The 23,081-nt window shown below is 71.8% G+C and carries 27 protein-coding genes; 15 read left to right on the top strand and 12 right to left on the bottom strand.

Annotation, left to right across the window (positions count from 1 at the left end; all coding sequences use genetic code 11):
* Nucleotides 1–87 precede the first annotated feature (87 nt).
* From ctaD to AB0F15_RS02965, 4 genes are all read left to right on the top strand, one after another.
* Nucleotides 88–1,875: a cytochrome c oxidase subunit I gene (gene ctaD / locus AB0F15_RS02980; RefSeq protein ID WP_360264214.1), complete on the top strand. Its 1,788-nt coding sequence runs from the start codon at nt 88–90 to the stop codon at nt 1,873–1,875.
* 116 nt (nt 1,876–1,991) lie between these two features.
* A complete protein-coding gene (gene serB / locus AB0F15_RS02975) occupies nt 1,992–3,221 on the top strand; it encodes a phosphoserine phosphatase SerB (protein ID WP_360264211.1) in 1,230 nt (409 codons plus the stop codon).
* On the top strand, nt 3,218–3,997 hold the full coding sequence (locus AB0F15_RS02970; RefSeq protein ID WP_360264209.1) for a peptidyl-tRNA hydrolase: 780 nt from the start codon (nt 3,218–3,220) through the stop codon (nt 3,995–3,997). The genes serB and AB0F15_RS02970 overlap by 4 nt, the downstream gene beginning before the upstream one ends.
* A 16-nt stretch (nt 3,998–4,013) precedes the next feature.
* Nucleotides 4,014–4,415 carry an OsmC family protein gene (locus tag AB0F15_RS02965; RefSeq protein WP_360264206.1) on the top strand — a complete coding sequence of 134 codons (402 nt, stop codon included), beginning with the start codon at nt 4,014–4,016 and terminating at the stop codon, nt 4,413–4,415.
* A gap of 40 nt (nt 4,416–4,455) precedes the next feature.
* Here AB0F15_RS02965 and AB0F15_RS02960 read toward each other — a convergent pair whose 3' ends face one another.
* From AB0F15_RS02960 to AB0F15_RS02950, 3 genes are all read right to left on the bottom strand, one after another.
* Nucleotides 4,456–4,797 (bottom strand): hypothetical protein, encoded by a 342-nt coding sequence (locus AB0F15_RS02960; RefSeq protein WP_360264204.1) that lies wholly within the window; start codon nt 4,795–4,797, stop codon nt 4,456–4,458.
* 58 nt (nt 4,798–4,855) lie between these two features.
* Nucleotides 4,856–6,904, bottom strand: coding sequence for an ATP-dependent DNA helicase (locus tag AB0F15_RS02955; RefSeq protein WP_360264201.1), 2,049 nt, complete (start codon nt 6,902–6,904; stop codon nt 4,856–4,858).
* 100 nt (nt 6,905–7,004) lie between these two features.
* Nucleotides 7,005–7,592: a biotin transporter BioY gene (locus AB0F15_RS02950; protein WP_360264198.1), complete on the bottom strand. Its 588-nt coding sequence runs from the start codon at nt 7,590–7,592 to the stop codon at nt 7,005–7,007.
* 210 nt (nt 7,593–7,802) lie between these two features.
* Here AB0F15_RS02950 and AB0F15_RS02945 point away from each other — a divergent pair, with 210 nt between their 5' ends.
* Nucleotides 7,803–8,420 (top strand): choice-of-anchor P family protein, encoded by a 618-nt coding sequence (locus AB0F15_RS02945; RefSeq protein WP_360264755.1) that lies wholly within the window; start codon nt 7,803–7,805, stop codon nt 8,418–8,420.
* A gap of 66 nt (nt 8,421–8,486) precedes the next feature.
* On the opposite strand, the gene AB0F15_RS02940 is transcribed toward AB0F15_RS02945, so the two are convergent.
* From AB0F15_RS02940 to AB0F15_RS02930, 3 genes are read right to left on the bottom strand one after another with little or no spacing between them, the layout of a single operon-like run.
* Nucleotides 8,487–9,131, bottom strand: coding sequence for a bifunctional 4-hydroxy-2-oxoglutarate aldolase/2-dehydro-3-deoxy-phosphogluconate aldolase (locus AB0F15_RS02940; RefSeq protein WP_360264196.1), 645 nt, complete (start codon nt 9,129–9,131; stop codon nt 8,487–8,489).
* Nucleotides 9,128–9,706, bottom strand: coding sequence for an isochorismatase family protein (locus AB0F15_RS02935; protein ID WP_360264193.1), 579 nt, complete (start codon nt 9,704–9,706; stop codon nt 9,128–9,130). Before AB0F15_RS02935 ends, AB0F15_RS02940 begins: the two co-directional genes overlap by 4 nt.
* A gap of 45 nt (nt 9,707–9,751) precedes the next feature.
* Nucleotides 9,752–11,053, bottom strand: a complete 1,302-nt coding sequence (locus tag AB0F15_RS02930) for a nicotinate phosphoribosyltransferase (RefSeq protein ID WP_360264191.1) — start codon at nt 11,051–11,053, stop codon at nt 9,752–9,754.
* Between the two features lie 74 nt (nt 11,054–11,127).
* Between AB0F15_RS02930 and clpS the strand changes: the two genes are divergently transcribed.
* Genes clpS through AB0F15_RS02915 form a run of 3 tightly spaced genes read left to right on the top strand, consistent with a single transcriptional unit; the run spans nt 11,128 to nt 12,967 of the window.
* On the top strand, nt 11,128–11,427 hold the full coding sequence (gene clpS, locus AB0F15_RS02925) for an ATP-dependent Clp protease adapter ClpS (protein WP_308672756.1): 300 nt from the start codon (nt 11,128–11,130) through the stop codon (nt 11,425–11,427).
* A complete protein-coding gene (locus AB0F15_RS02920; protein ID WP_360264188.1) occupies nt 11,424–11,981 on the top strand; it encodes a DUF2017 domain-containing protein in 558 nt (185 codons plus the stop codon). The genes clpS and AB0F15_RS02920 overlap by 4 nt, the downstream gene beginning before the upstream one ends.
* The gene (locus AB0F15_RS02915; protein WP_360264185.1) at nt 11,978–12,967 is read left to right on the top strand and encodes a P1 family peptidase; all 990 of its coding nucleotides are present in this window, start codon (nt 11,978–11,980) and stop codon (nt 12,965–12,967) included. The genes AB0F15_RS02920 and AB0F15_RS02915 overlap by 4 nt, the downstream gene beginning before the upstream one ends.
* Here the strand turns inward: AB0F15_RS02915 and AB0F15_RS02910 are convergent.
* Nucleotides 12,964–13,335: a hypothetical protein gene (locus AB0F15_RS02910; protein ID WP_360264183.1), complete on the bottom strand. Its 372-nt coding sequence runs from the start codon at nt 13,333–13,335 to the stop codon at nt 12,964–12,966. The two genes, AB0F15_RS02915 and AB0F15_RS02910, sit on opposite strands and share 4 nt — an antisense overlap.
* Nucleotides 13,336–13,416: 81 nt before the next feature.
* On the opposite strand from AB0F15_RS02910, the gene AB0F15_RS02905 reads away from it, so the two are divergent.
* From AB0F15_RS02905 to AB0F15_RS02895, 3 genes are all read left to right on the top strand, one after another.
* Nucleotides 13,417–13,824, top strand: coding sequence for a M67 family metallopeptidase (locus AB0F15_RS02905; RefSeq protein WP_360264180.1), 408 nt, complete (start codon nt 13,417–13,419; stop codon nt 13,822–13,824).
* Between the two features lie 65 nt (nt 13,825–13,889).
* Entirely contained in the window at nt 13,890–14,162 is a 273-nt protein-coding gene (locus AB0F15_RS02900; RefSeq protein WP_360264178.1) for a MoaD/ThiS family protein, read from the top strand.
* A 3-nt stretch (nt 14,163–14,165) separates the two neighbouring features.
* The gene (locus AB0F15_RS02895; RefSeq protein ID WP_360264175.1) at nt 14,166–15,116 is read left to right on the top strand and encodes a cysteine synthase; all 951 of its coding nucleotides are present in this window, start codon (nt 14,166–14,168) and stop codon (nt 15,114–15,116) included.
* A gap of 1 nt (nt 15,117) precedes the next feature.
* Here the strand turns inward: AB0F15_RS02895 and AB0F15_RS02890 are convergent, their stop codons facing one another.
* The gene (locus tag AB0F15_RS02890; RefSeq protein ID WP_360264172.1) at nt 15,118–15,945 is read right to left on the bottom strand and encodes an MBL fold metallo-hydrolase; all 828 of its coding nucleotides are present in this window, start codon (nt 15,943–15,945) and stop codon (nt 15,118–15,120) included.
* A 10-nt stretch (nt 15,946–15,955) separates the two neighbouring features.
* Between AB0F15_RS02890 and AB0F15_RS02885 the strand changes: the two genes are divergently transcribed.
* Complete coding sequence (locus AB0F15_RS02885; RefSeq protein WP_360264169.1) at nt 15,956–16,672, top strand: aspartate/glutamate racemase family protein; 717 nt, start codon at nt 15,956–15,958, stop codon at nt 16,670–16,672.
* A gap of 1 nt (nt 16,673) precedes the next feature.
* Here AB0F15_RS02885 and AB0F15_RS02880 read toward each other — a convergent pair whose 3' ends face one another.
* The 4 genes from AB0F15_RS02880 to AB0F15_RS02865 form a co-directional block, all read right to left on the bottom strand.
* Nucleotides 16,674–17,525 (bottom strand): arylamine N-acetyltransferase, encoded by an 852-nt coding sequence (locus tag AB0F15_RS02880; protein WP_360264167.1) that lies wholly within the window; start codon nt 17,523–17,525, stop codon nt 16,674–16,676.
* An 81-nt stretch (nt 17,526–17,606) separates the two neighbouring features.
* Complete coding sequence (locus AB0F15_RS02875) at nt 17,607–18,254, bottom strand: response regulator transcription factor (protein WP_360264165.1); 648 nt, start codon at nt 18,252–18,254, stop codon at nt 17,607–17,609.
* Nucleotides 18,251–19,417 carry a sensor histidine kinase gene (locus AB0F15_RS02870; RefSeq protein WP_360264162.1) on the bottom strand — a complete coding sequence of 389 codons (1,167 nt, stop codon included), beginning with the start codon at nt 19,415–19,417 and terminating at the stop codon, nt 18,251–18,253. The genes AB0F15_RS02875 and AB0F15_RS02870 overlap by 4 nt, the downstream gene beginning before the upstream one ends.
* A gap of 80 nt (nt 19,418–19,497) precedes the next feature.
* Entirely contained in the window at nt 19,498–20,766 is a 1,269-nt protein-coding gene (locus AB0F15_RS02865) for an extracellular solute-binding protein (RefSeq protein ID WP_360264159.1), read from the bottom strand.
* A gap of 73 nt (nt 20,767–20,839) precedes the next feature.
* On the opposite strand from AB0F15_RS02865, the gene AB0F15_RS02860 reads away from it, so the two are divergent.
* The 3 genes from AB0F15_RS02860 to AB0F15_RS02850 are packed head-to-tail and all read left to right on the top strand — an operon-like array spanning nt 20,840 to nt 23,069.
* A complete protein-coding gene (locus AB0F15_RS02860) occupies nt 20,840–21,469 on the top strand; it encodes a rhomboid family intramembrane serine protease (protein ID WP_360264156.1) in 630 nt (209 codons plus the stop codon).
* Nucleotides 21,466–22,272: a glutamate racemase gene (gene murI / locus AB0F15_RS02855; protein WP_360264153.1), complete on the top strand. Its 807-nt coding sequence runs from the start codon at nt 21,466–21,468 to the stop codon at nt 22,270–22,272. The genes AB0F15_RS02860 and murI overlap by 4 nt, the downstream gene beginning before the upstream one ends.
* Nucleotides 22,273–22,301: 29 nt before the next feature.
* Complete coding sequence (locus tag AB0F15_RS02850) at nt 22,302–23,069, top strand: MBL fold metallo-hydrolase (protein WP_360264150.1); 768 nt, start codon at nt 22,302–22,304, stop codon at nt 23,067–23,069.
* Nucleotides 23,070–23,081 lie beyond the last annotated feature (12 nt).

Genomic DNA, 23,081 nt, shown 5'->3' with positions numbered 1-23,081 from the left:
CGATCCCCCTAAGCCGCCGGGTCGGGCTTTCCCGAGCCCCGGTGGCGCGACGATGACCACCACAAGGTTTCAGTGTTGGAGGCAGGAGTGACGGCCGTAGCCCCCAAGCCGATCGCCACGCGCCCGTACCCCGCGCGCGAGTCGGTTAAGGGTTCGTACCTGCTGCGGTTGTTCCGCACGACGGACCACAAGCAGATCGGGATCATGTACCTGGTCACGTCGTTCGCCTTCTTCATGGCGGGCGGCGCGATGGCCATGCTGATCCGCACCGAGCTGGCGCGGCCCGGGCAGCAGTTCCTGTCCCAGGAGCAGTACAACCAGCTGTTCACCATGCACGGCACGGTGATGCTGCTGCTGTACGCGACCCCGATCCTGTTCGGCTTCGCGAACTTCATCCTGCCGCTGCAGATCGGCTCGCCGGACGTCGCCTTCCCGCGGCTGAACGCGTTCTCGTACTGGCTGTACCTCTTCGGCGGCCTGATCGTGATGTCCGGCTTCCTGACCCCGGGTGGCGCCGCCGACTTCGGCTGGTTCGCCTACACCCCGCTGTCGGACGCCATCCACTCGCCGGGCGTCGGCGCGGACCTCTGGATCTCCGGCCTGGTGATCGGTGGTCTCGGCACCATCCTCGGCGCGGTCAACATGATCACCACCGTGGTCTGCCTGCGCGCGCCGGGCATGACGATGTACCGGATGCCGATCTTCACCTGGAACATCCTGGTGACGTCGATCCTGGTCCTGCTCGCCTTCCCGATCCTGACCGCGGCCCTGATGGGCCTGCTGGCGGACCGGCACCTCGGGGCGCACGTGTTCGACCCCGAAAACGGCGGCGTGATCCTCTGGCAGCACCTCTTCTGGTTCTTCGGCCATCCCGAGGTCTACATCGTCGCGCTCCCGTTCTTCGGGATCGTGTCGGAGATCTTCCCGGTGTTCAGCCGCAAGCCGCTGTTCGGCTACAAGAGCCTGGTCTGGGCGACGCTGGCCATCGCGGCGCTGTCGGTCGCGGTGTGGGCGCACCACATGTACGCCACCGGCGCCGTGCTGCTGCCCTTCTTCTCCTTCATGACGTTCCTGATCGCCGTCCCGACCGGCATCAAGTTCTTCAACTGGATCGGCACGATGTGGAAGGGCCAGCTGTCCTTCGAGACGCCGATGATCTTCTCGATGGGCTTCATCGTCACGTTCCTCTTCGGCGGCCTGACCGGCATCCTGCTGGCCGCGCCGGCGATCGACTTCCACGTGTCGGACAGCTACTTCGTCGTCGCGCACTTCCACTACGTGCTCTACGGCACGATCGTGTTCGCCACCTTCGCCGGCATCTACTTCTGGTTCCCGAAGATCACCGGCCGGATGATGGACGAGAAGCTCGGCAAGTGGCACTTCTGGACCACGTTCATCGGCTTCCACGGCACGTTCCTCGTCCAGCACTGGCTGGGTGCCGAGGGCATGCCGCGGCGGTACGCGGACTACCTGTCCAGTGACGGTTTCACCACGCTGAACACGATCTCCACGATCGGCGCGTACATCCTCGGTGCCTCGACGCTGCCGTTCATCTGGAACGTCTTCAAGAGCTACCGGTACGGCGAGATCGTCACGGTGGACGACCCGTGGGGCTACGGCAACTCGCTCGAGTGGGCGACGTCGTGCCCGCCGCCGCGGCACAACTTCACCGAGCTGCCCCGGATCCGCTCCGAGCGGCCCGCGTTCGAGCTGCACTACCCGCACATGATCGAGCGCATCCACAGCGAGGGTGAGATCGGCTTCTTCGGGAAGCAGAGGGTCAACAGCCACGCGGCGCCGTCGCAGCTGCTCACCGAAGCGGTGATCCCGGGTGACCACTCCAGGGACAACGCGAGCGAGCAGGACGGCGAGTAACACCCTGATCGAGTGAGCGCGTGCCCGGCTTTTGTGAAGCCGGGCACGCGTTCTACTTATGTTCGACCGCGGACCGGCAGACTGGCCGTGCAGCGTTGCCGAACGAGGGATGACCAGTGAGCCAGACTCCCGTCCTGATCACGACGACCGGTCCCGACAAGCCGGGCGTCTCGTCCGTGCTGTTCGCCGTGCTGACCCGGCACGACGTCGACGTGCTCGACGTCGAGCAGGTGGTCATCCGCGGGCAGCTCGTGCTCGGGGTGCTCGCCGGGGTCTACCGCGACCCGGAGGGCCTGCAGGAGACGGTCGAGCAGGCGATGGCGTCCGTCGGCATGGAGGTCGACGTCAAGATCGGGTCGGCCATCGGGGAGGACCCGTTCGCGCTCGGCCGCCGGGACTCCTCCCACGTGCTGGTGGTGCTGGGCCGCCCGGTGACCGCGCGGGGTTTCTCCGAGGTCGCCCGCCGGCTGGCCTCGCTGGGCGCCAACATCGACGCGATCCGCAGTGTCGCCGACTACCCGGTGACCGGGCTCGAGCTGTACGTCTCGGTCGACGAGGACACCCCCGAGGCCGACGCCGCGCTGCGCTCGGAACTCGCCGACGCCGCCGTCGAGGCGGGGATCGACATCGCGGTGGAGCGGGCGGGCATCATGCGCCGGGCGAAGCGGCTCGTCGTGTTCGACGTGGACTCGACCCTGATCCAGGGCGAAGTCATCGAGATGCTGGGTGCGCACGCCGGGGTGGAGCCGGAGATCCGCAAGATCACCGACGCGGCCATGCGCGGCGAACTGAACTTCACCGAATCGCTGGAACGGCGGGTCGCGCTGCTGGCCGGCCTGCCGGCGACGGCGATCGACGAGGTCGCCGCGTCGATCGAGCTGACTCCCGGCGCCCGGACGACGATCCGCACGCTCAAGCGGATGGGCTTCCGCACCGGCGTGGTGTCCGGCGGCTTCATGCAGGTCATCGGGGGCCTGGTGGAGGAGCTGGGGCTCGACTTCGCGGTGGCGAACGAGCTCGAGATCGTGGACGGCAAGCTCACCGGGAAGGTCATCGGTGACGTCGTCGACCGTGCGGGCAAGGCGAAGGTGCTTCGCCGCTTCGCCGCCGAGTACGACATCCCGCTCGAGCAGTGCGTCGCCGTCGGGGACGGTGCCAACGACATCGACATGCTTTCGGCCGCCGGCATGGGCGTCGCGTTCAACGCGAAGCCTGCGCTGCGCGAGGTGGCCGACACCGCGTTGTCGCACCCGTACCTCGACGCCGTGCTGTTCGTGCTCGGCCTCACCCGCGGGGAGGTCGAAGCGGCCGACGCCGCCGACGGGTTCGAGCTGATGCGTCCGTGAGCAGCGTTCTCGACCCCCTGGGTGCCCGCTACGCCTTTTGGCTGGGGCTTCCGGCCGAAGACACTTCGGACACCTCCGACGAGCTCCCGGAGGAAGTCCGGGCGATGCCGGTCATCCTCCGCATCGAACGCGCCGAGCCGCCGCGCCGCACCCCGCTCCTGGAGGCGGCGGCCGCGGCGGCGCTGGCGGTGTGCCTCGACGAGCGCGCGCGGCCCGGCGGCGAGTGGGCCGAGCCGATGCACGCGTGGCTCGACAACCGGATCCGGAAGGTCGCGCGGCGGGCGCGCGGCGCGCACTGGGCCGCCGTGCAGGACTTGCCGGGCATCACGGTCGAGGTCGACGGCGCCGAGGCGCGGGCCCTGGTGCCGGGACTGGTCACCGAGACGCCGAAGGAGGTCGCGCGGCTGCAGATCTCGGGCAGTGAACTGCCGCCCGACGAGCCCGGCCCGATCCCGGACGGCGTGCCGCTGCTGCTGCTCAACCCGCACGTCCCGATGACCGTCGGCAAGGCCGCCGCGCAGGTCGGCCACGCGACGATGATCCTCGCCGCGCTGCTGGGCGCCACCGAGCTGGCCGGCTGGGCCGCCCAGGGCTACCGGGTCGCCGTGCGCGCGGCGAGCGTCGCGCACTGGAAGGAACTGCACCCCGGTGACGACCCCGAGGGCGCGTGGCTGCGCGACCGGGTGATCGCCGTCCGGGACGCCGGGTTCACCGAGGTCGATCCGGGCACGATCACGGTTCTTGCCCAGTGGGCGCCGGAACAAGTGCCCGGCTGAGCCGGTTGGAGCGGGCATGGGACTCGAAGTACAGCGCACCGGGCGGCACGCGTTCGTGGGGCGCAACGACCGGGGCGCGGAGGTCCGGCTGGGCCGGGCGGGCGCCGAAGGGGCCTTCTCGCCCGCCGAGTTGCTGCAGATCGCGGCCGCGGGCTGCAGCGCGGTGACCGCGGAAGAGCTGATCACGCGGCGGATCGGCGAAGACGCGGAGTTCCGGGTCGGTGTCTCGGCCGATCGGCGCGAGGGCGCTTCGGAGCTGGACGCCGTCCACGTCACTTTCGATGTCGACGTGTCGACTTTGACGGCGGATCAGCGGGCGGCACTGGCCGGCGCCGTGGACCGCGCGATCGACCGGCTCTGCACGGTGAGCCGCACCCTCAAGAAGGGGATTCCGGTGACGGAGGAGTTCCCGGCGTAGGGTCCGGTGCGACCGGGATCAGCAGACGGTGCAACGCATCTCAGTTCTGGCTGGATTCCCAGACGACGTAGGCCTGGTCGGCGTCGGTCGTCATGGCTTCGATGAACTTCTCGTTGTCGAATCCCGGCAGGGACTGCAGCCGCTCGATGAGCGCGTCGGCCGCCGGGTCGCCGCTGGGTACCGCGGTGCCCTTGCCGTCGGTGCCCACGAGCATGAAGAACACGTCTTCGTTCCAAGGGCCGTCCGGGATGACCCGCACCATCACCGAGGACAGGTCGGACCACGTGACAGCCTCTTCGCTGCCGTCCGCGAGCCGCCGCCGCACTCCGGTGTCGTCGACGCTGACGGTCCGGGACTGGGCGCTGGACGAATCCTGGGTCAACCGGTGCTCCCTTGTTGCTTCGGTGGCTTCACCGTACCGGGCGCGGCTGCGGCCCGCGTCACGCGGGCGCGGCTGCGTCCAGCCGGCGCAGCGCCTCCCGCACCACCTTCGGGTCCATCGTCGGCCAGAACGGCGGCAGCGACGCACGCAGGAAACCGCCGTAACGGGCGTTCGCCAGCCGCGAATCCAGCACCGCCACCACCCCGCGGTCGGTGACCGACCGGTGCAGCCGTCCGGTGCCCTGCGCCAGCAGCAGCGCCGCGTGCGTGGCTGCCACGGTGAGGAACCCGTTGCCGCCGCGGGCTTCCACCGCGCGCTGGCGCGCCGAGGAGACGGGGTCGTCCGGGCGCGGGAACGGGATCCGGTCGACCACCACGAGCTGCAGCGACGGCCCGGGGACGTCGACGCCCTGCCACAGGCTGAGCGTGCCGAACAGGCACGTGCGGACGTCGCCGGCGAACTTCTGGACCAGCAACGATGTCGCGTCGTCCCCCTGGCAGAGGATCGGGAAGTCCAGCCGTCCGCGCATCTCCTCGGCGGCCTGCTTGGCTGCCCGCATCGAGGAGAACAAGCCCAGCGTGCGCCCGCCCGCGGCTTCGATCAGCTCGGCCAGTTCGTCCATTGTGGACGAAACAAGACCGTCGCGGCCCGGTGGCGGCAGGTGCTTGGCCAGGTACAGGATGCCGTTGCGCCGGTGGTCGAACGGCGAGCCGACGTCCAGGCCGGTCCACTTCGGGCCCGAGGCGTCCGACGGGGCTTCCTTGTCCGTCGCCGCGCCGGGCGCCTTCTCGACCTGCGGCGCGCCCGGCGGGAGACCCCACTGCCGCGCCATGGTGTCGAACGTGCCGCCCAGGGTCAGCGTCGCGGACGTCAGGATCGTCGTGTGCTGGTTGAACACGCGCTCCCGCAGCAGGCCGGCGACACCCAGGGGCGCCACCTTCAGCGCCGGCGGCCGCGGGTTCGACGCGTACTTGTCGCCGGAAAGCCAGACGACGTCACGCTGGTGCGCCTGGTCCTCGTCGAACGCCTCCAGCAGCCGGACCGCGGTGTCGTGCACCTCGTCGAGCAGTGAGCGCGCCAGCTTGCGCGCGGTGGCCCCCTCGACGTCCTCCTTGCGGTCGGAGCCCAGTGCGGTGATGCACCGGTGCGCGGCGTCGCGGACCGCCGGGATGATGCCCTGCAGCGGCCGCGGCAGCTCGTCCATCCGGCCCGCGGGCAGGTCGTCGACGATCAGTGCCAGCCCGTCACCCGCCTCCAGCAGGCCGTCGGCGACGTCGGCGTCGATGAGCTTGCCGCAGCGGCGCGCGGCCGCCGCGCACATCGCGCTGGTCAGCTCGCCGGTGGCGACCGAGGTGACCCGGTCGACCAGGTCGTGGGCCTCGTCGATGATCACCACGTCGTGGTCCGGCAGCACCTGGTAGCCCTGCAACGCGTCGATCGCCAGCAGCGCGTGGTTGGTCACGATGACGTCGGCGCGGCCGGCCTCGGCGCGGGCCTTCTCGGCGAAGCAGTCCGTGCCGATCGGACAGCGTGAAGCGCCGAGACATTCCTTCGCCGTCACGGAAACCTGGCGCCACGCCTGATCGGTGACCCCGGGGACGAGCTCGTCGCGGTCGCCGGTTTCGGTGTCCGACGCCCACTCCCGCAGCCGCGTGACCTCCTTGCCCAGCCGGGACACCGCGAACGGGTCGAAGAGCTGGGCGTCCTCCGGCTCGTCCGGTGCGCCGGAATCCAGCCGGTGCAGGCACATGTAGTTCCGGCGGCCCTTGAGGATCGCGAAGGTCGGTTCGCGACCCAGCGGCTTCTTCAGCGCCTTCGCCAGGCGCGGGAGGTCGCGGTCGACGAGCTGGCGCTGCAGCGCGATCGTCGCCGTGGAGACCACCACCGTGGCCTCTTTCTCGACGGCGTGGCGGATCGCGGGCACGAGGTAGGCCAGTGACTTGCCGGTGCCGGTGCCGGCCTGCACGGCCAGGTGCTCACCGGTGCGGATGGCGCGGCCGACGGCGTCGGCCATCTGGACCTGCCCCGGGCGCTCGGCACCGCCGACGGACTCCACCGCGTGGGTCAGGAGTTCGAGGACGCCGGGGAAATCGGTTCGGGCGGGCACAGCGACACATTAGCCGCCACCGCCGACAAGATCGGCGATCCGTCGCGAACGGGCCACTCGCGCCGGGGGACCTCCGCGCGGAAGGTCCCCCCGCGAGCGGTCAGTCCCCGGTGCGGCCGGAGACCAGCTTCCAGGTCAGCGGCAGCAGCCCGGCGGCCACGACGATCTTGAGCGCGTCCCCGATCAGGAACGGGACCACGCCCTTCGCGAAGGCGGTGGACAGGTCGAACCCGGTCGAGGCCATCAGCCACGGCACGCCGAACGCGTAGATCACCACGTTGCCGAGCACCATCGTGCCCGCGGTGCGCACCGGCGTCCGGTCGCCGCCGCGGCCGGCGAGCGCGCCGACCAGTGCGCCGGCGAAGACGAACCCGACGATGTAGCCGGCGCTCGCGCCGGACAGGCCCGCGGTGCCGTGCTGGAACCACGGCACGCCCACGGCGCCGACCAGCAGGTACACCAGCATCGACGCGGCACCGCGCGACATGCCGAGCGACGCGCCGACGAGCAGGGCGGCGAACGTCTGGCCGGTCATCGGCACCGGGCTGCCCGGCACCGGGATCGTCAGCTGCGCGGCGGCGCCGGTGAGCACGGCACCACCGGCGACCAGCGCGATGTCCCGCACGAGCGAACCGGGCACGAGGTCGGCCAGCACGGGCCGCTTGCCGGCGAAGGACAGCGAAGACACGAAACCTCCCGAGGTGAACAGGCGACGACCGAGGTTAACGCTCGTTACCGTCCCGTGGACCCGTCGAGTTGCGTTCCTCACCGGCCACTCGTCCGGGTGGACCCGATCAGGGCGGGCGCCGGACCGGCCGATGACGAAGTGGGTGGCTGCGAACCGCCACGGAACCGAGGAGGCCGGTGCATGCGAAACGCCAGGACGAGGACATTCCGGTTGCTGGCCGTGACGACGCTGGCCGCGCCGCTCCTGGGTGCGGCGGCCCCCGTGACGTCCACCGGATGGGCGTCGTCCGGCTCGGTGAACGTGACGATCGACAACGAGCAGGTCGTCACCGGGGAACTGGCGAGGTGCAGCGTCGACGGCCCGTACAAGGGCTGGACGCAGGGCGGTGCCACGGGCGACATCGCCGTGTTCGGGGCCGGTTACACGGGCTGCGGGCGGTCGGGCGAGGCGTCGGTCGCCCAGGCGTCCGGGCGCCGCTTCCGGGCGACCGTGCTGCAGCGCTACGGCGGTCCGGAACTCACCGTGCGCACCTACTCCGCGAAGTGCGCGACGACCGCCACCGGCAGCCTCGGTGAGGTGGCGATCGGCGCCGTCGAAGGGGTCACGGTGCCGGCGGAGATCCCGCCGAACTACCGGATCGTCATCCCCGGCGGAGCCGCGGGTACGGCGCTGGCGACGGTGATCCTCAACGAGACCGTGACGCCCCAGCCGCCGGACGGCAGCCTGGTGACGCACGCCGTGCACATCAAGCTGTTCCCGCAGGGCGGCCCGGCCGGCGGGGACATCTACCTGGGCACGGCCGCCTGCGACCCGTTCGGCAAGAAGTAGCGCGGCACTTTCACGTGAAAGTGCCGCTTTGCAGCGCAAAGCGTAGCTTTCACGTGAAAGTGCCGCTCAGGTGGTGGTGAAGCGGGCGGCGGCCGCGACGAACTCGCCCGCCCGCGTGGCCAGGTCCGGCAGGCTGCCCCCGGACGACAGCGCGTCGCCCAGCAACGGGGTCGCCGCGGCGACCGCGATCGCGCCCGAGCGCAGGTAGTTCTCGACGTCGGCCAGGTGGACGCCGCCGGTCGGCACCAGCGGGACGTCCGGCAGCGGCGCCCGCACCGCGCGCAGGTACGCGACTCCGCCCACGGCCGCGACCGGGAACACCTTCACCGCGGCCGCGCCGAGCCGCCAGGCCTGGTCGATCTCCGTCGGCGTCAGCGCGCCGCAGATCACCGGGGTGTCGAGGGCCGCGGCGCGCTCCAGGACCGCCGGGTTGACCGTCGGCGTGATCAGGTACGCCGCGCCCGCGTCCACCGCGGTGTCCACATCGGACGGTTCGCGGACGCTGCCCGCGCCGATCAGCGCGTCTTCGCCCAGCGCCAGGCGCAGCGCGGTGATGGCCGCGGGCGCGCCCGGCGTCGTCAGCGTCGCTTCGAGCAGGCGGATGCCCGCCGCGTGCAGCACCATCGCGGCGTCGGCGAAGCGCGACGCGTCGGACGCCCGCAGGATCGCGACGAGCCGGTGTCGCGCCAGCGCGGCCCGCAGGTCCTTCACGCAGCGGGCCCGACGACGGCGGTGCCGGTGTAGGTGACACCCGCCTCGTCGAAGTCCTGGAGCGTCGCGTCGACCGTCGGCTGCGAGCCGCCGACGGTCAGGTCCAGCAGCACCCGCACGCCGAAGCCGGCGTTCGCCGCGTCGAGCGCTGTCGCGCGGACGCAGAAGTCCGTCGCGATGCCGACGACGTCGACATCGGTCACGTCGTGCTCACGCAGCCACGTTTCCAGGGACTTCCCGTCCCGGGCCGCGCCTTCGAAGCCGGAGTACGCGGCGCTGTATTCGCCCTTGGAGAACACCTCGCCGATCGGGACGACGTCGAGTGCCGGGTGGAACGACGCGCCGGGCGTGCCGGCGACGCAGTGCACCGGCCAGCTGTCCTTGAAGTCCGGCGTCTCGCTGAAGTGGTCGCCGGGGTCGACGTGGTTGTCGCGGGTGGCCACGACGTGGCTGTACCCGCCTTCGGCGGCTCGCTTCGAGATGGCGGCGGCCGCGGCGGCCCCGCCCGGCAGGCCGAGCGAACCCCCTTCGCAGAAGTCGTTCTGCACGTCCACCACGATCAGCGCGGTTCCCATGGCCGGACTCCGTTTCAGAGACAGCGTCGTTTACCAGAACGTCGGTTACAAGAACAGGGTCGGGATGGCGGGCTCGCCGTGCGAGAGCTTGAGGCCCTCCCACGGCAGGCTGACCAGGCCGCGGCGTAGCCGCTGCCTCGCGTCGTCGAGCGTAGGCAGGTCCGGCACCGGCTGGCCAGCGCGGATCAGCGGGATCTGCAGCGGCCGGTCGTTGGCGTGCGGCTCCGGCGCGTCCGGACCGGCGGCCCAGACGACCTCCTCGACCGCCGTGCCGGTGCCGCGGTGGCGCCGCAGCGCGGACTTGCGGCCGCCGCGGGACTCCTTGTGGGCACTGCGCTTGGCGACCGGCCTGCCGTCCACCTCGACCAGCTTGTAGACCATCCCGGCGGTCGGTGCGCCGGACCCGGTGACCACGGAAGTGCCGACGCCGTACGCGTCCACCGGCTCGGCGCGCAGGGCCGCGATGGCGTGCTCGTCCAGGTCGCCCGACACCACGATGCGGGTGTCCTTCGCGCCGAGGGAGTCCAGCTGCTCGCGGGCGCGGCGGGCGAGCGGGCCGACGTCGCCCGAGTCGATCCGGATCGCGCCGAGCTCGGGCCCGGCGACGCGGACCGCGGTCTCGATGCCGGCGGTGATGTCGTACGTGTCGACCAGCAGCGTCGTGTCCGCGCCCATCTTGTCGACCTGCGCGCGGAAAGCGGCTTCTTCGCTGTCGTGCAGCAGCATGAAGGCGTGCGCGACGGTGCCGCGGGTCGGGATGCCGTAGCGGCGCCCGGCTTCGAGGTTGGACGTCGTCGCGAAGCCGGCCAGGTAGGCGGCGCGCGCGGCCGCGACCGCGGCGTACTCGTGCGTGCGGCGGCCGCCCATCTCGATGATCGGCCGGCCGTGCGCGGCGCCGGACATCCGGGCCGCCGCCGACGAGATGGCGCTGTCGTGGTTGAGGATCGACAGCACCAGCGTCTCCAGCAGCACGCATTCGGCGAACGAGCCGGTGACGGTGAGGATCGGCGAGCCGGGGAAGTACAGCTCGCCTTCGGGATAACCGTCGATGTCGCCCGAGAACTCGTAGTCCGCGAGCCAGCCGAGCGTCGTGTCGTCGACGACCGCGGTGGCTTCCAGCTGCGCCAGTTCGGCGTCGGTGAAGCGGAAGTCCGCGATCGCGTCGAGGACCCGGCCGGTGCCCGCGACGACGCCGTAGCGGCGCCCGTCCGGCAGCCGTCTGGCGAAAACTTCGAATACGCAGGGCCGCGCGTGCGTCCCGTCGGCCAGTGCGCTGCCCAGCATGGTCAGCTCGTAGTGGTCGGTGAGCAGCGCAGTGCTGGCCGTGACCGGCTCCGGTGAACCCATGGGGTAAGCCTATTCACCCACATGGCCGGACCTGGCGCGGCGTACCCCGTGACCCCCGTGACACCATGGGGTGCATGTCCACGCCTGTCGCATCCGAACAGACGCAGGTCGACCCGGTCGGCGCCGAAGTCGCCGAGTCGGACACACCGTGGCGGACCGTGGTGTGGAACGACCCCGTCAACCTGATGTCGTACGTGACGTACGTCTTCCAGAAGCTGTTCGGTTACAGCCGTGACCACGCCACCAAGCTGATGCTGGACGTGCACCAGAAGGGCAAGGCGATCGTGTCGTCCGGCAGCAAGGAGAAGGTGGAGACGGACGTGGCGAAACTCCACGCCGCGGGCCTCTGGGCCACCATGGAGCAGCCCTCGTGAACGGGTGGCGGCGCAAGGGCGCGGTGATCCACGCGGGGTTCGAGCAGCAGGAAGCGGCCGTGCTGCGCGGGCTGGTCAGCCAGCTCGAGGACATGCTGACCGCGCGCGCCGAAGAGGCGCCGCAGGACGAGCTCGCCGAGCTCACCGGCATCCGGACCGGACCCACCGAGTCCCCGGACGACCCGGTGCTGTCGCGGCTGCTCCCGGACTTCCACAAGCTCGACCCGGACAACCCTTCGCGGGAAGACATCGACTCGGTCGCGGCCATGCGTTCGCTGCACGAGCCGGAACTGCTCGACATCAAGGTCGGCGTGGCCAAGATCGTGCTCGACACCCTGCCCCGCGACGGCGGCCACGTCCGGCTGACCGAGGAGCAGGCCGACGCCTGGCTGGGCGCGCTCAACGACGTCCGGCTGGCGCTCGGCACCGCGCTCGACGTCACCGAGGACATGCCCGACGAGCTGCCCGAGGACGACCCGCGGGCCCCGCACCTCGGCGTGTACCACTGGCTGACGTGGGTGCAGGAGACGCTGATCCAGGCGCTGGCGGGATGATCACCGACGTGCCCGGTGTCCTGGTCGGGCACCACGAGCGGGTCGGCGAGGGCTGGGCCACCGGGACGACGGTGGTGCTGGTGCCCGAGGGCGCGGTCGGCGCGGTCGACCAGCGCGGCGGCGCGCCCGGCACGCGCGAGACGAACCTGCTGGAGCCGGAGAACCTCGTGCAGCGGGTCAACGCCGTCTGCCTCTCGGGCGGGTCGGCGTACGGCCTCGCCGCGGCCGACGGCGTGATGCGGTGGCTGGCGGAGCGGAACCTGGGCTTCCCGGTGGGCGCGCAGCCGCACGAGGTCGTGCCGATTGTGCCCGCGGCCGTGCTGTTCGACCTGCCGCGCGGCGAGTGGGGCAACCGGCCCGACGCGTCCTTCGGCTACGCGGCCTGTGAGGCGGCTTCGGACTCGTTCACCCAGGGGTCGGTCGGTGCGGGCGCCGGGGCGGCCGTGGGGTCGCTGAAGGGCGGGATCGGCTCGGCCAGCGAGGTCGTCGGCGAGTACACGGTCGGTGCGCTGGCGGCGGTCAACGCGGCCGGCGAGGCCGTCGACCTCTCGACGGGCCGGGCGTACGCCGCCGACCACGGCGACTTCGGCGTGCAGTGGCCTTCGCGGGCCGCTGACCTGCCCTCTCGCCGGACGGACCTCAACACGACCATCGGCGTCGTCGCGGTCGACGCGGCGCTGTCGAAGGCCGAAGCGCGGCGGCTCGCGGTCTCGGCGCAGGACGGGCTGGCGCGTGCGGTGCGGCCGGCGCACTCGATGTTCGACGGCGACACGGTGTTCGCGCTGGCCACCGGGGCGCACGAGCTGCCGGACGCGAGCGGCCCGTTCGGCGCGGCGGCCCGGCCGGCGGCACTGGACGCGTTGTGCGCGGCGGCGGCGCGGGTGTTCGCGCGGGCGATGGTGCACGGTCTGCTGGCGGCGACCACCGCCGGTGGGGTCCCGGCCTACCGGGACGTCTGGCCGGAGGCGTTCGGCAGAAAGTCCTAGAAGGGGTCCTCGGGCAGGGCGTCGCCGGCGGCCTCGAGGTTCGCCGCGCGCACGGCGCTCACGTATTCCTCGTCGATCTCCATGTCGATCCCGCCGACGGACAGGATCGGGCCCAGCGAGGGGTGGATTTCCAGCGGGCCCAGTTCGGTGGAGCGCGGCAGGCGTTCCCAGATCTGCTTCGGCCGGTTCAGGCTCCAGCGGCTGCAGGCCAGCAGCGTCACGTGCCGGTCGGTGACCATGACCAGGAACCCGACACGCATGCGTGAGCGGTTGACGTAGAGCGACATCCCCGGGATCACGTACTGGATCCGCTCGTCCGTGCCCAGGTACACCCGGCACCGATCGCGTATTTTCGACGACAGTGGCACCCGGCCAGTATCCCGGGAACGGCTGGTGAGCGGTAGATCTCATCATCTGGACGAGCTTTGTCCACCCCCTAAGATGTCGGTGTGCTCCGGATCCGCCGTGAACTCGTCGACGAGATCGTCGCCCACGCCCGTCGTGACCACCCCGACGAGGCGTGCGGGGTGATCGCCGGGCCCGAGGGCTCGGATTCCCCCGAACGGTTCATCCCCATGCTCAACGCGGCCCGGTCGCCGACGTTCTACGAATTCGACTCCGGCGACCTGCTGAAGCTCTACCGCGAAATGGCCGCGAACGACGAGGTGCCGGTGGTCATCTACCACTCGCACACCGCCACCGAGGCCTATCCGTCGCGGACCGACGCGAACATCGCGGCCGAGCCGGACGCGCACTACGTGCTCGTCTCCACCCGCGACCCCGAAGTGCACGAGTTCCGGTCGTACCGGATCGTGGACGCCGAGATCACCGAGGAGCCGGTCGAGATCCTCGACTGACGACCCGGAATAAAGCGCCGCGCCGAACGCGTCTGCGTCTAGGAAACCACCGGAGGTAAGAACCCATGGCCGTGACCGTCTCCATCCCGACGATCCTGCGCACCCACACCGGCGGCGAGAAGTCCGTCGAGGCGAAGGGTACGACCGTCCTCGAGGTCATCGACGACGTCGAATCCCGCCACGCCGGCATCAAGGGCCGCCTGGTGAAGGAGGAGAAGCTGCACCGCTTCATCAACGTCTACGTCAACGACGAGGACGTGCGCTTCGCCGGCGGGCTCGAGGCCGAGGTCAAGGACGGCGACACGCTGACCATCCTTCCCGCCGTGGCCGGTGGCTGATCGATGGCTCGCTTCGAGTCCCTGCTCGACGCGCTCGGCGGCACCCCGCTGGTCGGGCTGCCCCGGCTCTCCCCGACGCACGACGTGCGCCTGTGGGCCAAGCTGGAGGACCGCAACCCGACCGGCTCGATCAAGGACCGGCCCGCGCTGGCCATGATCGAAGCCGCCGAGCGTGAAGGCAAGCTGCGGCGCGGCTCCACGATCCTGGAGCCGACGTCGGGCAACACCGGCATCTCGCTGGCCATGGCCGCCAAGCTCAAGGGCTACGGGCTGGTCTGCGTGATGCCGGAGAACACCTCGACCGAGCGCAAGCAGCTCCTGCAGGCCTACGGCGCGCGGATCGTGTTCTCGCCGGCCGCGGGCGGCTCGAACGAGGCCGTCCGGCGCGCGAAGGAGCTGGCCGAGGCGAACCCGGAATGGGTGATGCTCTACCAGTACGGCAACCCGGCCAACGCCGACGCGCACTACCGCGGCACCGGGCCGGAGCTGCTCAAGGACCTGCCGACGCTGACGCACTTCGTCGGCGGCCTCGGCACGACGGGCACGCTCGTCGGCGTCGGGCGTTACCTGCACGAGGCGAAGCCGGGCGTCCAGATCATCGCGGCCGAGCCGCGCTACGGCGAGCTGGTGTACGGCCTGCGCAACCTCGACGAAGGGTTCGTGCCGGAGCTGTACGACCCCAGCGTGCTCAACGGCCGGTTCTCCGTCGGCGCGTACGACGCGCTGCGCCGCACGCGCGAGCTGCTGGAGCACGAAGGCATCTTCGCAGGCATCTCGACGGGCGCGGTGCTGCACGCGGCGCTGGCGGTGGCCGAGAAGGCCGCGGCTCGCGGCGAGCAGGCGGACGTCGCGTTCGTCGTCGCGGACGCCGGGTGGAAGTACCTGTCCACGGGCGCTTACGCGGGTTCCCTCGACGAGGCCGCGGAGCGGCTCGACGGGCAGCTCTGGGCGTGAGTCACTCGGCCTGCCACAGCGCGGGCAGGGCGAGGTCGACACCGTCGGCCCGCGCCAGCCGCTCGAAGGTGGCCATGGTCGTCCTCAGGTCGTCGAACGGCTTCGGCAGCAGCTTGAGCGGCTTGGACAGCGGGCGCCAGAAGGCGTCCCAGTGGATCGGGCGGACCACGCGCGGGCCGAGCGCGCCGACGGTCTCCCGCCAGTACCGCTCACGCCACTCCTCGGTTTGCTTGCCTGCCGCGCCGATGCCGAGGTAGACGACGTCCGCCGAGTAGCCGGTGAGCGCTCCGGGCACGAAGTTCGCCGACGCGTGGACCACCACGCTGCCCGCCGCGTGCGCGATGTGGAACGAGTAGCACCGCCCGGTCTTGAACGCCTTCGCCCTGGCCGGCAGCCGGACCGGCTCGGTGATCTCACCGGGCACCCGGTCGCCGGCACTGTGTTCGGCGCCGACCGGGGTCACCGTGAAGGCGCCGAACTCGACGGGCCGGCCCGGGACCAGTTCCTCGAACGGCCCGGCGGCCAGGCCGTAGCCCTCCTGGACCTTGCGGGTCGACGGCGAGCCGGCCAGCGTGGCGCCGGTCAGCTCGGCGACGACCGGCGCGTCGAGGGCGTGGTCGACGTGGGAGTGCGCCACCAGCACGGCGTCGAGTTCCGTGATCCCGAGGCGGCGCAGGGCCTCCTCGATCCGGCCGCGGTCCGGCGCCACGCGCGTCGCCAGCTTGAGCAGGGACGGCCGGGAGAAGAAGCCGTCGACCAGGACCGCCGAACTCCCGTCGGTGACCAGGACGTTCGAAACCCCGGCGAACGCCGTGCGCAGTTCGGGCATGCTGGGGAGTATGAAGGTCATCGGGTTGCTCGGCGGGATGAGCTGGGAGTCGTCCGCGCAGTACTACCGGCTGGTGAACGAGCGGGTGAAGGCCGTCCTGGGCGGGTTCCACTCGGCGCACGCCGTGCTCTACTCCGTCGACTTCGCCGCGATCGAAGCCATGCAGGCCGATGGCCGCTGGGACGACGCCGGCGCGGAGCTGAACCGCGCCGCCAAGGCCCTCGAGGCGGCCGGTGCCGACTTCGTCGTGCTCTGCACCAACACCATGCACAAGGTCGCCGGCCTGCTGGAAGCCGGCCTGGGCATCCCGCTGCTGCACCTCGGTGACGCCACCGCCGCGGCCGTCAAGGCGGCCGGCGTCCGCCGGGTCGGCCTCCTCGGTACCGGCTTCACCATGGGACAGCCGTTCTACCGCGACCGCCTCGCCGCCCACGGCCTCGACGTGCTCGTGCCCGGCGCCGAAGACCGCGACCTCGTGCACCGGGTCATCTACGACGAGCTGGTGCTCGGCGTCGTGAAGCCCGAGTCCCGCGAGGCCTACCGCGGTGTGATCGCGCGGCTGGCCGGCGCGGGCGCCGAGGGCATCATCTACGGCTGCACCGAGATCGAGCTGCTCGTCGGCCCGGAGGACAGCCCGGTGCCGACGTTCCCCACCACCCGCCTGCACGCCGAGGCCGCCGTCGACCACGCGCTCGGCAAGATCCCCCTGCCGGTGCCGCCCGCCTGAGTCACACGGCGACCACCGGTCCGCCGCCCGCGTGGGCCTCGTGCTGCGAGACGACCTTCCGCCACAACCGCGCCCGCTCCTCGGCCGTGAACTCCGACGGCGGGATGCCGAAGACGTCACCCGCCGCCGTCCACCAGTCCTCCGGTGTCTCGATGAGCTCCTTGGCCCCGTGCCGGTTCAGGGTCAGCGCTCGCAGGCTGTCGACGCCGGCCGCGTCCCGCCGCTGCACGACGCAGACCCGGACGAACCCGGACTCCGGCGCGGTCGACAGCCATGCGTGTTTCCCGGCGAAGTCGGCCATCTCCGCGGGGCCGGGCGCGAAGTCGAAGCCGGTGAAGCTGCCCGACGGGTCGTGGTCGAACCGCCAGCCGCCCGGCGCCACCTCCGACGGCCGGAGCCGGTAGGTGTGCGGGCCCTGGACGTAGGTGCCTTCCCGGAGGGGCAGCGGTTCGTGGATGCCGTCACCCAGCCCGGTGTCCACCAGCCAGCTCGCCGACGGGTCGTCGGGCAGGCCGGTGACGGTGAGGGCCAGGTGGTTGCGGTCGACGTTCGGCGCGTCCGCCGGGCTGCCCTGCACCCCGCCGAGGTGGCGCGTGACCTGGTAGCCGAGCGCGTGCAGCAGTGCCGAGAAAGCCCCGTTGAGGTGGTAGCAGTAGCCGCCGCGGCCCCGCAGGATCCGCGCCAGCGACGCCGGCGGCTCGAGCGGGGTCGTGCGCCCCAACTGGATCTCCAGTGCCTCGTACGGCACCCGCTCCAGGTGGGCCGCGTGCAGTCGCCGCAGGGCGGCCAGGCCCGGCGGGTCCGCGGCCAGGCCGAGCCGCCGCAGGTACCCGGTGACGTCGAAGTTCCCCATGCCCGCCACGCTAGCGGCAGGCACCGACAAAACCGCGGGTTCAGGGTTTCGCCCGAGCCGACGCGCCGGGCGCCACCTCGCCTAGGTGAGTTCCAGCAGTCCCCGCCGGACCGCCTCGGAGACCGCCGCCGCCCGGTTGTCGGCGCCCAGTTTCCGGTAGATCCGCACGAGGTGCGTCTTGACGGTCGCCTCGCTGAGGTACAGGGAGCTCGCGATGGCCCGGTTGCTGTGGCCGTCGGCCAGCAACCGGACGACCTCCCGCTCCCGCTCGCTCAGTTCCGGCGGCGGGCTGACCACCTGGCCGACGAGCCCTTCGACGACCTCCGACGCGAGGCCGAGGCGGCCGGCGGCGGCCTCGCGCACAGCCAGGAAGAGCTCCTCGGGTGGCCCCGCCTTGAGCACGTAACCGCGGGCGCCGGCCTCCAGCGCGCGGACGACGTCGGCTCGGCCGGAATAGCTGGTCAGCATCACCACCGCCGCGCCGGGCGCCTCGGCGGTCAGCCGCCGGACGGCCTCGACCCCGTCGATGCCGCGGTCCGTGCCCGCGAAACGCAGGTCCATCAGCACGACGTCCGGTGCCAGCTCGGCGGCGAGGCGCACCGCCTCCTCGCCGCTGCCCGCTTCCGCGATCACCTCGAGATCCGGCTCACCCTCGAGCAGGGCCCGGAGCCCGGCCCGCACGACCGGGTGGTCGTCGGCGATCAGCAGGCGCCGCGGCGCGGTCGTCACCGGACCGCCACGGACGTCATCGGCACGACCGGGCCGGACCGCAGGCGACCGGGGACGGTGACCCGGATCCGCGTGCCCCGGCCCGGTGCGGTGCCGATCTCGAGGTCACCGCCGCACTCGCGAAGCCGTGCCCGGGCCGACGGCAGGCCGACGCCCCGGCCGGGACCCGGCGGGGCGGCGGGGTCGAAGCCGACACCGTCGTCGCGCACGTCCAGTTCGACGCGGTCCGGGTGGTGGTGCAGGGTCACCAGGAGAGTGGTGGCGTGCGCGTGCTCGCGGACGTTGGCCAGCGCGCCCTGCGCCACCCGGAAGAGCGCGGTGGCGGCCTGGTCGCCGAGGTCGGGACCGGGGCCGCCGACCGAGCGGAACCGCACGCGGGCCGCGGTGCCGTCCTGCCGGGCGCGGTCGCACAGCAGCCGCAGGGCATTCCCGAGCCCGGCCTTCTCGACGGGAGCAGGGGTGAGGTCCTCGATGATCCGCCGTGTCTCGGTGAGACTCGCGCTCAGCCGGTCGGTGACCCCCCGGACACGGGCCCGCGCGACCTCCGGCTCGGCCCAGCTCCGCTCCGCCGCCTGCAGCAGCAGCACGCTGCCGGACAGTTCCTGGGCCAGCGTGTCGTGCAGGTCACGCGCCAGGCGCATGCGTTCCTCCAGCACGCCGGCCCGGTGCTGTTCCCGCTCCAACGCCCGGTGCAGGGCCACGGTGCCCCAGACGGCCGCGACGGGGATCAGCACGATCTCCGGGTCGAACCGGCCGGTGACCCGGGTCAGCTGGCCGGCCAGCACGACGGTGATCGCCACGACCGCGACCGTCGCGCCACGGCGTCCGAGCGCCCGCAGCGCCGCCCAGGCCAGCGGCACGGCGCACCAGACGTAGGCGGTGGTCAGGAACGGCGGGGTCAGCACGACCAGGACCGTCCACAGCAGAAGCAGAGCCGCGACCCACGCGTACCGGACGCGGGTGCCCAAGGCGGACCACAGCGCGAGACCGGCCGCGTACACCACCGCCAGCACGGAACTGATCGTGAAGATCTTCCAGCACAGGGCCGTGTTCAGGGCGGCCAGCCGGACCAGCGCCGCACCGGCGACGACGAAGAACAGCAGATGGGGCACGTGCCGCAGGAGCCGGCTTCCGCGTGCCGACGACGGCGAGTGGTCGGACACGGCGAACCTCCTGGACGGATCATCCAATCAGGACAGTGCCGTCCAGGAGTCTAGCCGATGCCGGTGTGGTTCACGTCAGGTCAGGCGCCCGGGTGCAGTCCGGGCCAGCCGGGGGTGGGGTCGCCCTTGACCTCGCCGAAGTACAGGGCGAAGGTCTGCTTCCAGCGCTCGATTTGGGCGCGGTCGGCCATGAAGCGGGGGAAGCCGTCGAGGTGGGCGTTCGGGTATTCCCAGAGCGGCTTCAGGCCGGTCGGCGGCGTGACGTCCGTGCGGACCGACCAGCCGTTGAAGGACGCCTGCTGCTGGGCCAGCGACAGCTGCCAGTTCAGGTAGAGCTTGGCGGCGGTCGGGTTCTTGGCCTGCGCCAGGATCGCGGCCCGCTGGCCCCAGGCCATGAACGGGTGCCCGTCGGCGACCACGAACCGCATGGGCGACGACGCCGGTGCGGTCAGCGAGCCCGCGCCGCCGATGCCGATCGCCTTCTGCCCGGCGCTCACCGCGTCGCCAGGTGAGTTGCTGCCGCGGGCGAACCGGACGTCTTGGGTGGCCAGCTTGGCCACCCAGTCCCAGCCGTAGGCCTGGGCGTAGAGCGAGTAGAGGTAGAGGACCGCGTCGTCGTCGTGCGGGTAGGACGAGGCGATCTTGCCCCGCCATTTCGGGTCGACCAGGTCGAGCGGGGTGCGCGGTGCGGCCGAGCCGACCGCGGCGGGACCGTACATGAAGCTGAAGGCGAGCGCCGACACCGCGACCCACGCGCCCTGGCGATCCTTGAACGCGTCGTAGACCTTGGAGAAACCGGCGGGCTTGTAAGGCAGCAGGCGGCCCTGTTCCTTCCAGCGCACGAAGTCCTGCACGGTCTGCAGCTGGACCAGATCGGGGACGAGGGTGCCGGTGGCGAGCTGGTTGTCGACGCGGACGTCGTGGTACTTGCTGTAGTCGACGATCAGCGTCAGCGCGAGGTCCGGGAACCGGGCCTTGAAGGCCGCCTTGGTCGCGTCCTGCTGGGTCGGGGTGTCGCCGCCGGCGTAGATGACGAGCTTGCCGCCCTCCGCGAGTGCGGCCCGGTACAGCTCGTCGAGCGTCCGGGTCTCTTCCGGGCCGCCACCTCGCGGTGCCGCCGGAGAGGCCGACGCCGCGGTGGCACCCATGCCGATGCCGATGGCGGCGCCCGCCCCGGCGGCGAGGACACTTCGTCTGTTCAGGAAGGTGGCCACGTCGAGGAAACCTTTCTGCTGGGGGAACCGTGCTGCCCAGGTGCCGTGGGCCACCCCCATCGTCGTGCGCCCGGCGTGCCACGGCATCATGCGGACGGCTCGATCGGGCGCGCCGGCGGTGGAAGCCGCGTTCAACCGAACGATGGACGCCCGGATCAGGGATTTCACCCGAGGTGGACCGGCCTTGTCCCGACGTAGCCTCGAAGACGTGAGCACTTTGAACCCCGCCCCGGAAACCGCCGCCGCCAAGCGCGTGCTGCCGCCGAAACCGGTGGCGGCCGCGATCGTCGCGCTGTCGTTCACCCTGCTGCTCTACCTGGTCGAACTGGCCGACGTGATCCTGCCCGGCGACCTGGACCAGGGCGGCATCCACTCGCGGGCGCTGTCCGGGCTGGACGGTGTGCTGTTCGCGCCGGTGCTGCACGAAGGCTGGTCGCACCTGTTCGCGAACACCGTCCCCGTGCTGCTGTTCTCCTTCCTCGCGATGGCCGCCGGGATCGGCCGGTTCGCGCTGGTCACAGCCATCATCTGGGTGGTCTCCGGGCTCGGCGTGTGGCTGATCGGGCCGTCGGACGGCGTCACCGTCGGCGCGTCCGGGCTGGCCTTCGGCTGGCTCGCCTACCTGCTGGTCCGTGGCCTCTTCAACCGCGCGGCCGGGCAGATCCTGGTCGCCGTCGTGCTGCTCGGGGTGTGGAGCGGCATGCTGGCCGGCCTGCTGCCGGGCAACCCCGGCGTCTCCTGGCAGGGACACGTCTTCGGCGCGCTGGCCGGCGTCCTCGCGGCCTGGCTGACCACCCGTGGGGCCGGCAAAGCCGCCCCGGGTAACCTCGAAGTGTGACGTCTCCACCCGCTGATGCCCCGATCGGCGTGTTCGATTCCGGCGTCGGCGGGCTGACGGTCGCGAGGGCGATCCTCGAGCAGCTCCCCGCCGAGCAGCTCCGCTACGTCGGCGACACGGCGCACAACCCGTACGGCCCGCTCCCGATCGCCACCGCCCGCCGCTACGCGCTCGCGGCGCTCGACGAGCTCGTGGAAAGCGGCGTGAAGGCTCTCGTGATCGCCTGCAACACGGCGTCCGCGGCCTGCCTGCGCGACGCGCGCGAGCGCTACGACGTCCCGGTGATCGAGGTCGTCCTGCCTGCCGCGCGCCGCGCCGTCGTGGCGACGCACACGGGCCGCGTCGGCGTGATCGGCACCGAGGGCACTGTGCGGTCGCGGGCCTACGAAGACGCCTTCGCCGCGGCGCCCGGCATCACGCTCACCAGCGTCGCCTGCCCGCGGTTCGTGGACTTCGTCGAGCGCGGCATCACGACCGGGCGCCAGGTGCTCGGGCTCGCGCAGGGCTATCTCCAGCCGCTGCTCGACGCCGAGGTCGACACGCTCGTGCTCGGCTGCACGCACTACCCGCTGCTGCAGGGCGTGCTGCAGATCGTGATGGGGCAGGAGGTCACGCTCGTTTCGAGTGCCGAGGAGACCGCCAAGGACCTCGTCCGCATCCTCACCGAGCAGGACCTGCTGACCGCGCGGGACACCCCGCCGCGGCACGAGTTCCTCGCCACCGGCTCCGCGGAGCCGTTCACCCGGCTCGCCCAGCGGTTCATGGGCTTCGCCCCGGGTGTCCTCGCTCCCACCACCGCGTGATCGCGGCGGCAACGACTTAGGGTGTCGTCGTGCGACTGACCATCCTCGGGTGCTCCGGCAGCATCCCCGGGCCGAACGCCGCCGCGTCCGGTTACCTGGTCGAGGCCGAGGGCTTCCTGCTCGGCCTCGAACTCGGCAACGGCACGCTCGCGCAGCTGCAGGCCGTGGCCGATCCGTTCGACCTGGACGCGCTCGTGCTCACGCACCTGCACCCCGACCACTGCGCCGACGTCAGCGCACTCACCGTCCTGCGGCGCTACCACCCGGCGCCGCCGTACCCGGCGCGCCCGCGGCTGCTGCCGCTGTACGCCCCGCCGGACGCCCCGACGCGGTTGGCGAACGCGTACGCGCCCAACGAGACCGAGCGCGCCACCACGGATCTTTCCGACGTCTACGCCTTCCGGCCGCTGCGGCCCGAGCCGTTCCGCATCGGACCGTTCGAGGTCGTCGCGGTCGCGGTCGACCACCCCACCCCGGCGTACGGCCTGCGGATCTCCTACGGCGGCCGGATCCTGGCGTTCACCGGCGACACCGGGCCGTGCGCGGCGCTCAACGAGCTCGCCGACGGCGTCGACCTGCTGCTCGCCGAAGCGTCCTGGACGGACTCGGCGGAGCGGCCGGTCGGGGTGCACCTGTCCGGCAAGCAGGCCGGCGACCTGGCCCGCGACGCCGGTGTCGGGCGGCTGCTGCTCACGCACATCGCGCCGTGGACCGATCCCGGCGCGGTACTGGCCGAGGCCTCGGTGGGGTTCCCCGGCGCCGAGGTGGTCAAGCAGGGTGCCGTCTACGACGTCTGACCGGCGGTCATA

The sequence above is a fragment of the Amycolatopsis sp. NPDC026612 genome (assembly GCF_040638285.1).
In the GTDB taxonomy this organism is placed as follows: Bacteria; Actinomycetota; Actinomycetes; order Mycobacteriales; family Pseudonocardiaceae; genus Amycolatopsis.
The sequence above is the reverse complement of the archived record's forward strand: the minus strand, read 5'-3'. Positions and strand labels throughout refer to the sequence as shown.

Bases quoted from the DNA above. Each gene is read 5' to 3' on its own strand.
- AB0F15_RS02900 (WP_360264178.1), top strand. From the start codon at position 13,890: ATGGCCGTGACCGTCTCCATCCCGACGATCCTGCGCACCCACACCGGC.
- AB0F15_RS02915 (WP_360264185.1), top strand. From the start codon at position 11,978: ATGATCACCGACGTGCCCGGTGTCCTGGTCGGGCACCACGAGCGGGTC.
- AB0F15_RS02965 (WP_360264206.1), top strand. From the start codon at position 4,014: ATGGGACTCGAAGTACAGCGCACCGGGCGGCACGCGTTCGTGGGGCGC.
- AB0F15_RS02885 (WP_360264169.1), top strand. From the start codon at position 15,956: ATGAAGGTCATCGGGTTGCTCGGCGGGATGAGCTGGGAGTCGTCCGCG.
- AB0F15_RS02895 (WP_360264175.1), top strand. From the start codon at position 14,166: ATGGCTCGCTTCGAGTCCCTGCTCGACGCGCTCGGCGGCACCCCGCTG.
- clpS (WP_308672756.1), top strand. From the start codon at position 11,128: ATGTCCACGCCTGTCGCATCCGAACAGACGCAGGTCGACCCGGTCGGC.
- AB0F15_RS02930 (WP_360264191.1), bottom strand. From the start codon at position 11,053: ATGGGTTCACCGGAGCCGGTCACGGCCAGCACTGCGCTGCTCACCGAC.
- AB0F15_RS02890 (WP_360264172.1), bottom strand. From the start codon at position 15,945: ATGCCCGAACTGCGCACGGCGTTCGCCGGGGTTTCGAACGTCCTGGTC.
- AB0F15_RS02935 (WP_360264193.1), bottom strand. From the start codon at position 9,706: ATGGGAACCGCGCTGATCGTGGTGGACGTGCAGAACGACTTCTGCGAA.
- AB0F15_RS02880 (WP_360264167.1), bottom strand. From the start codon at position 17,525: ATGGGGAACTTCGACGTCACCGGGTACCTGCGGCGGCTCGGCCTGGCC.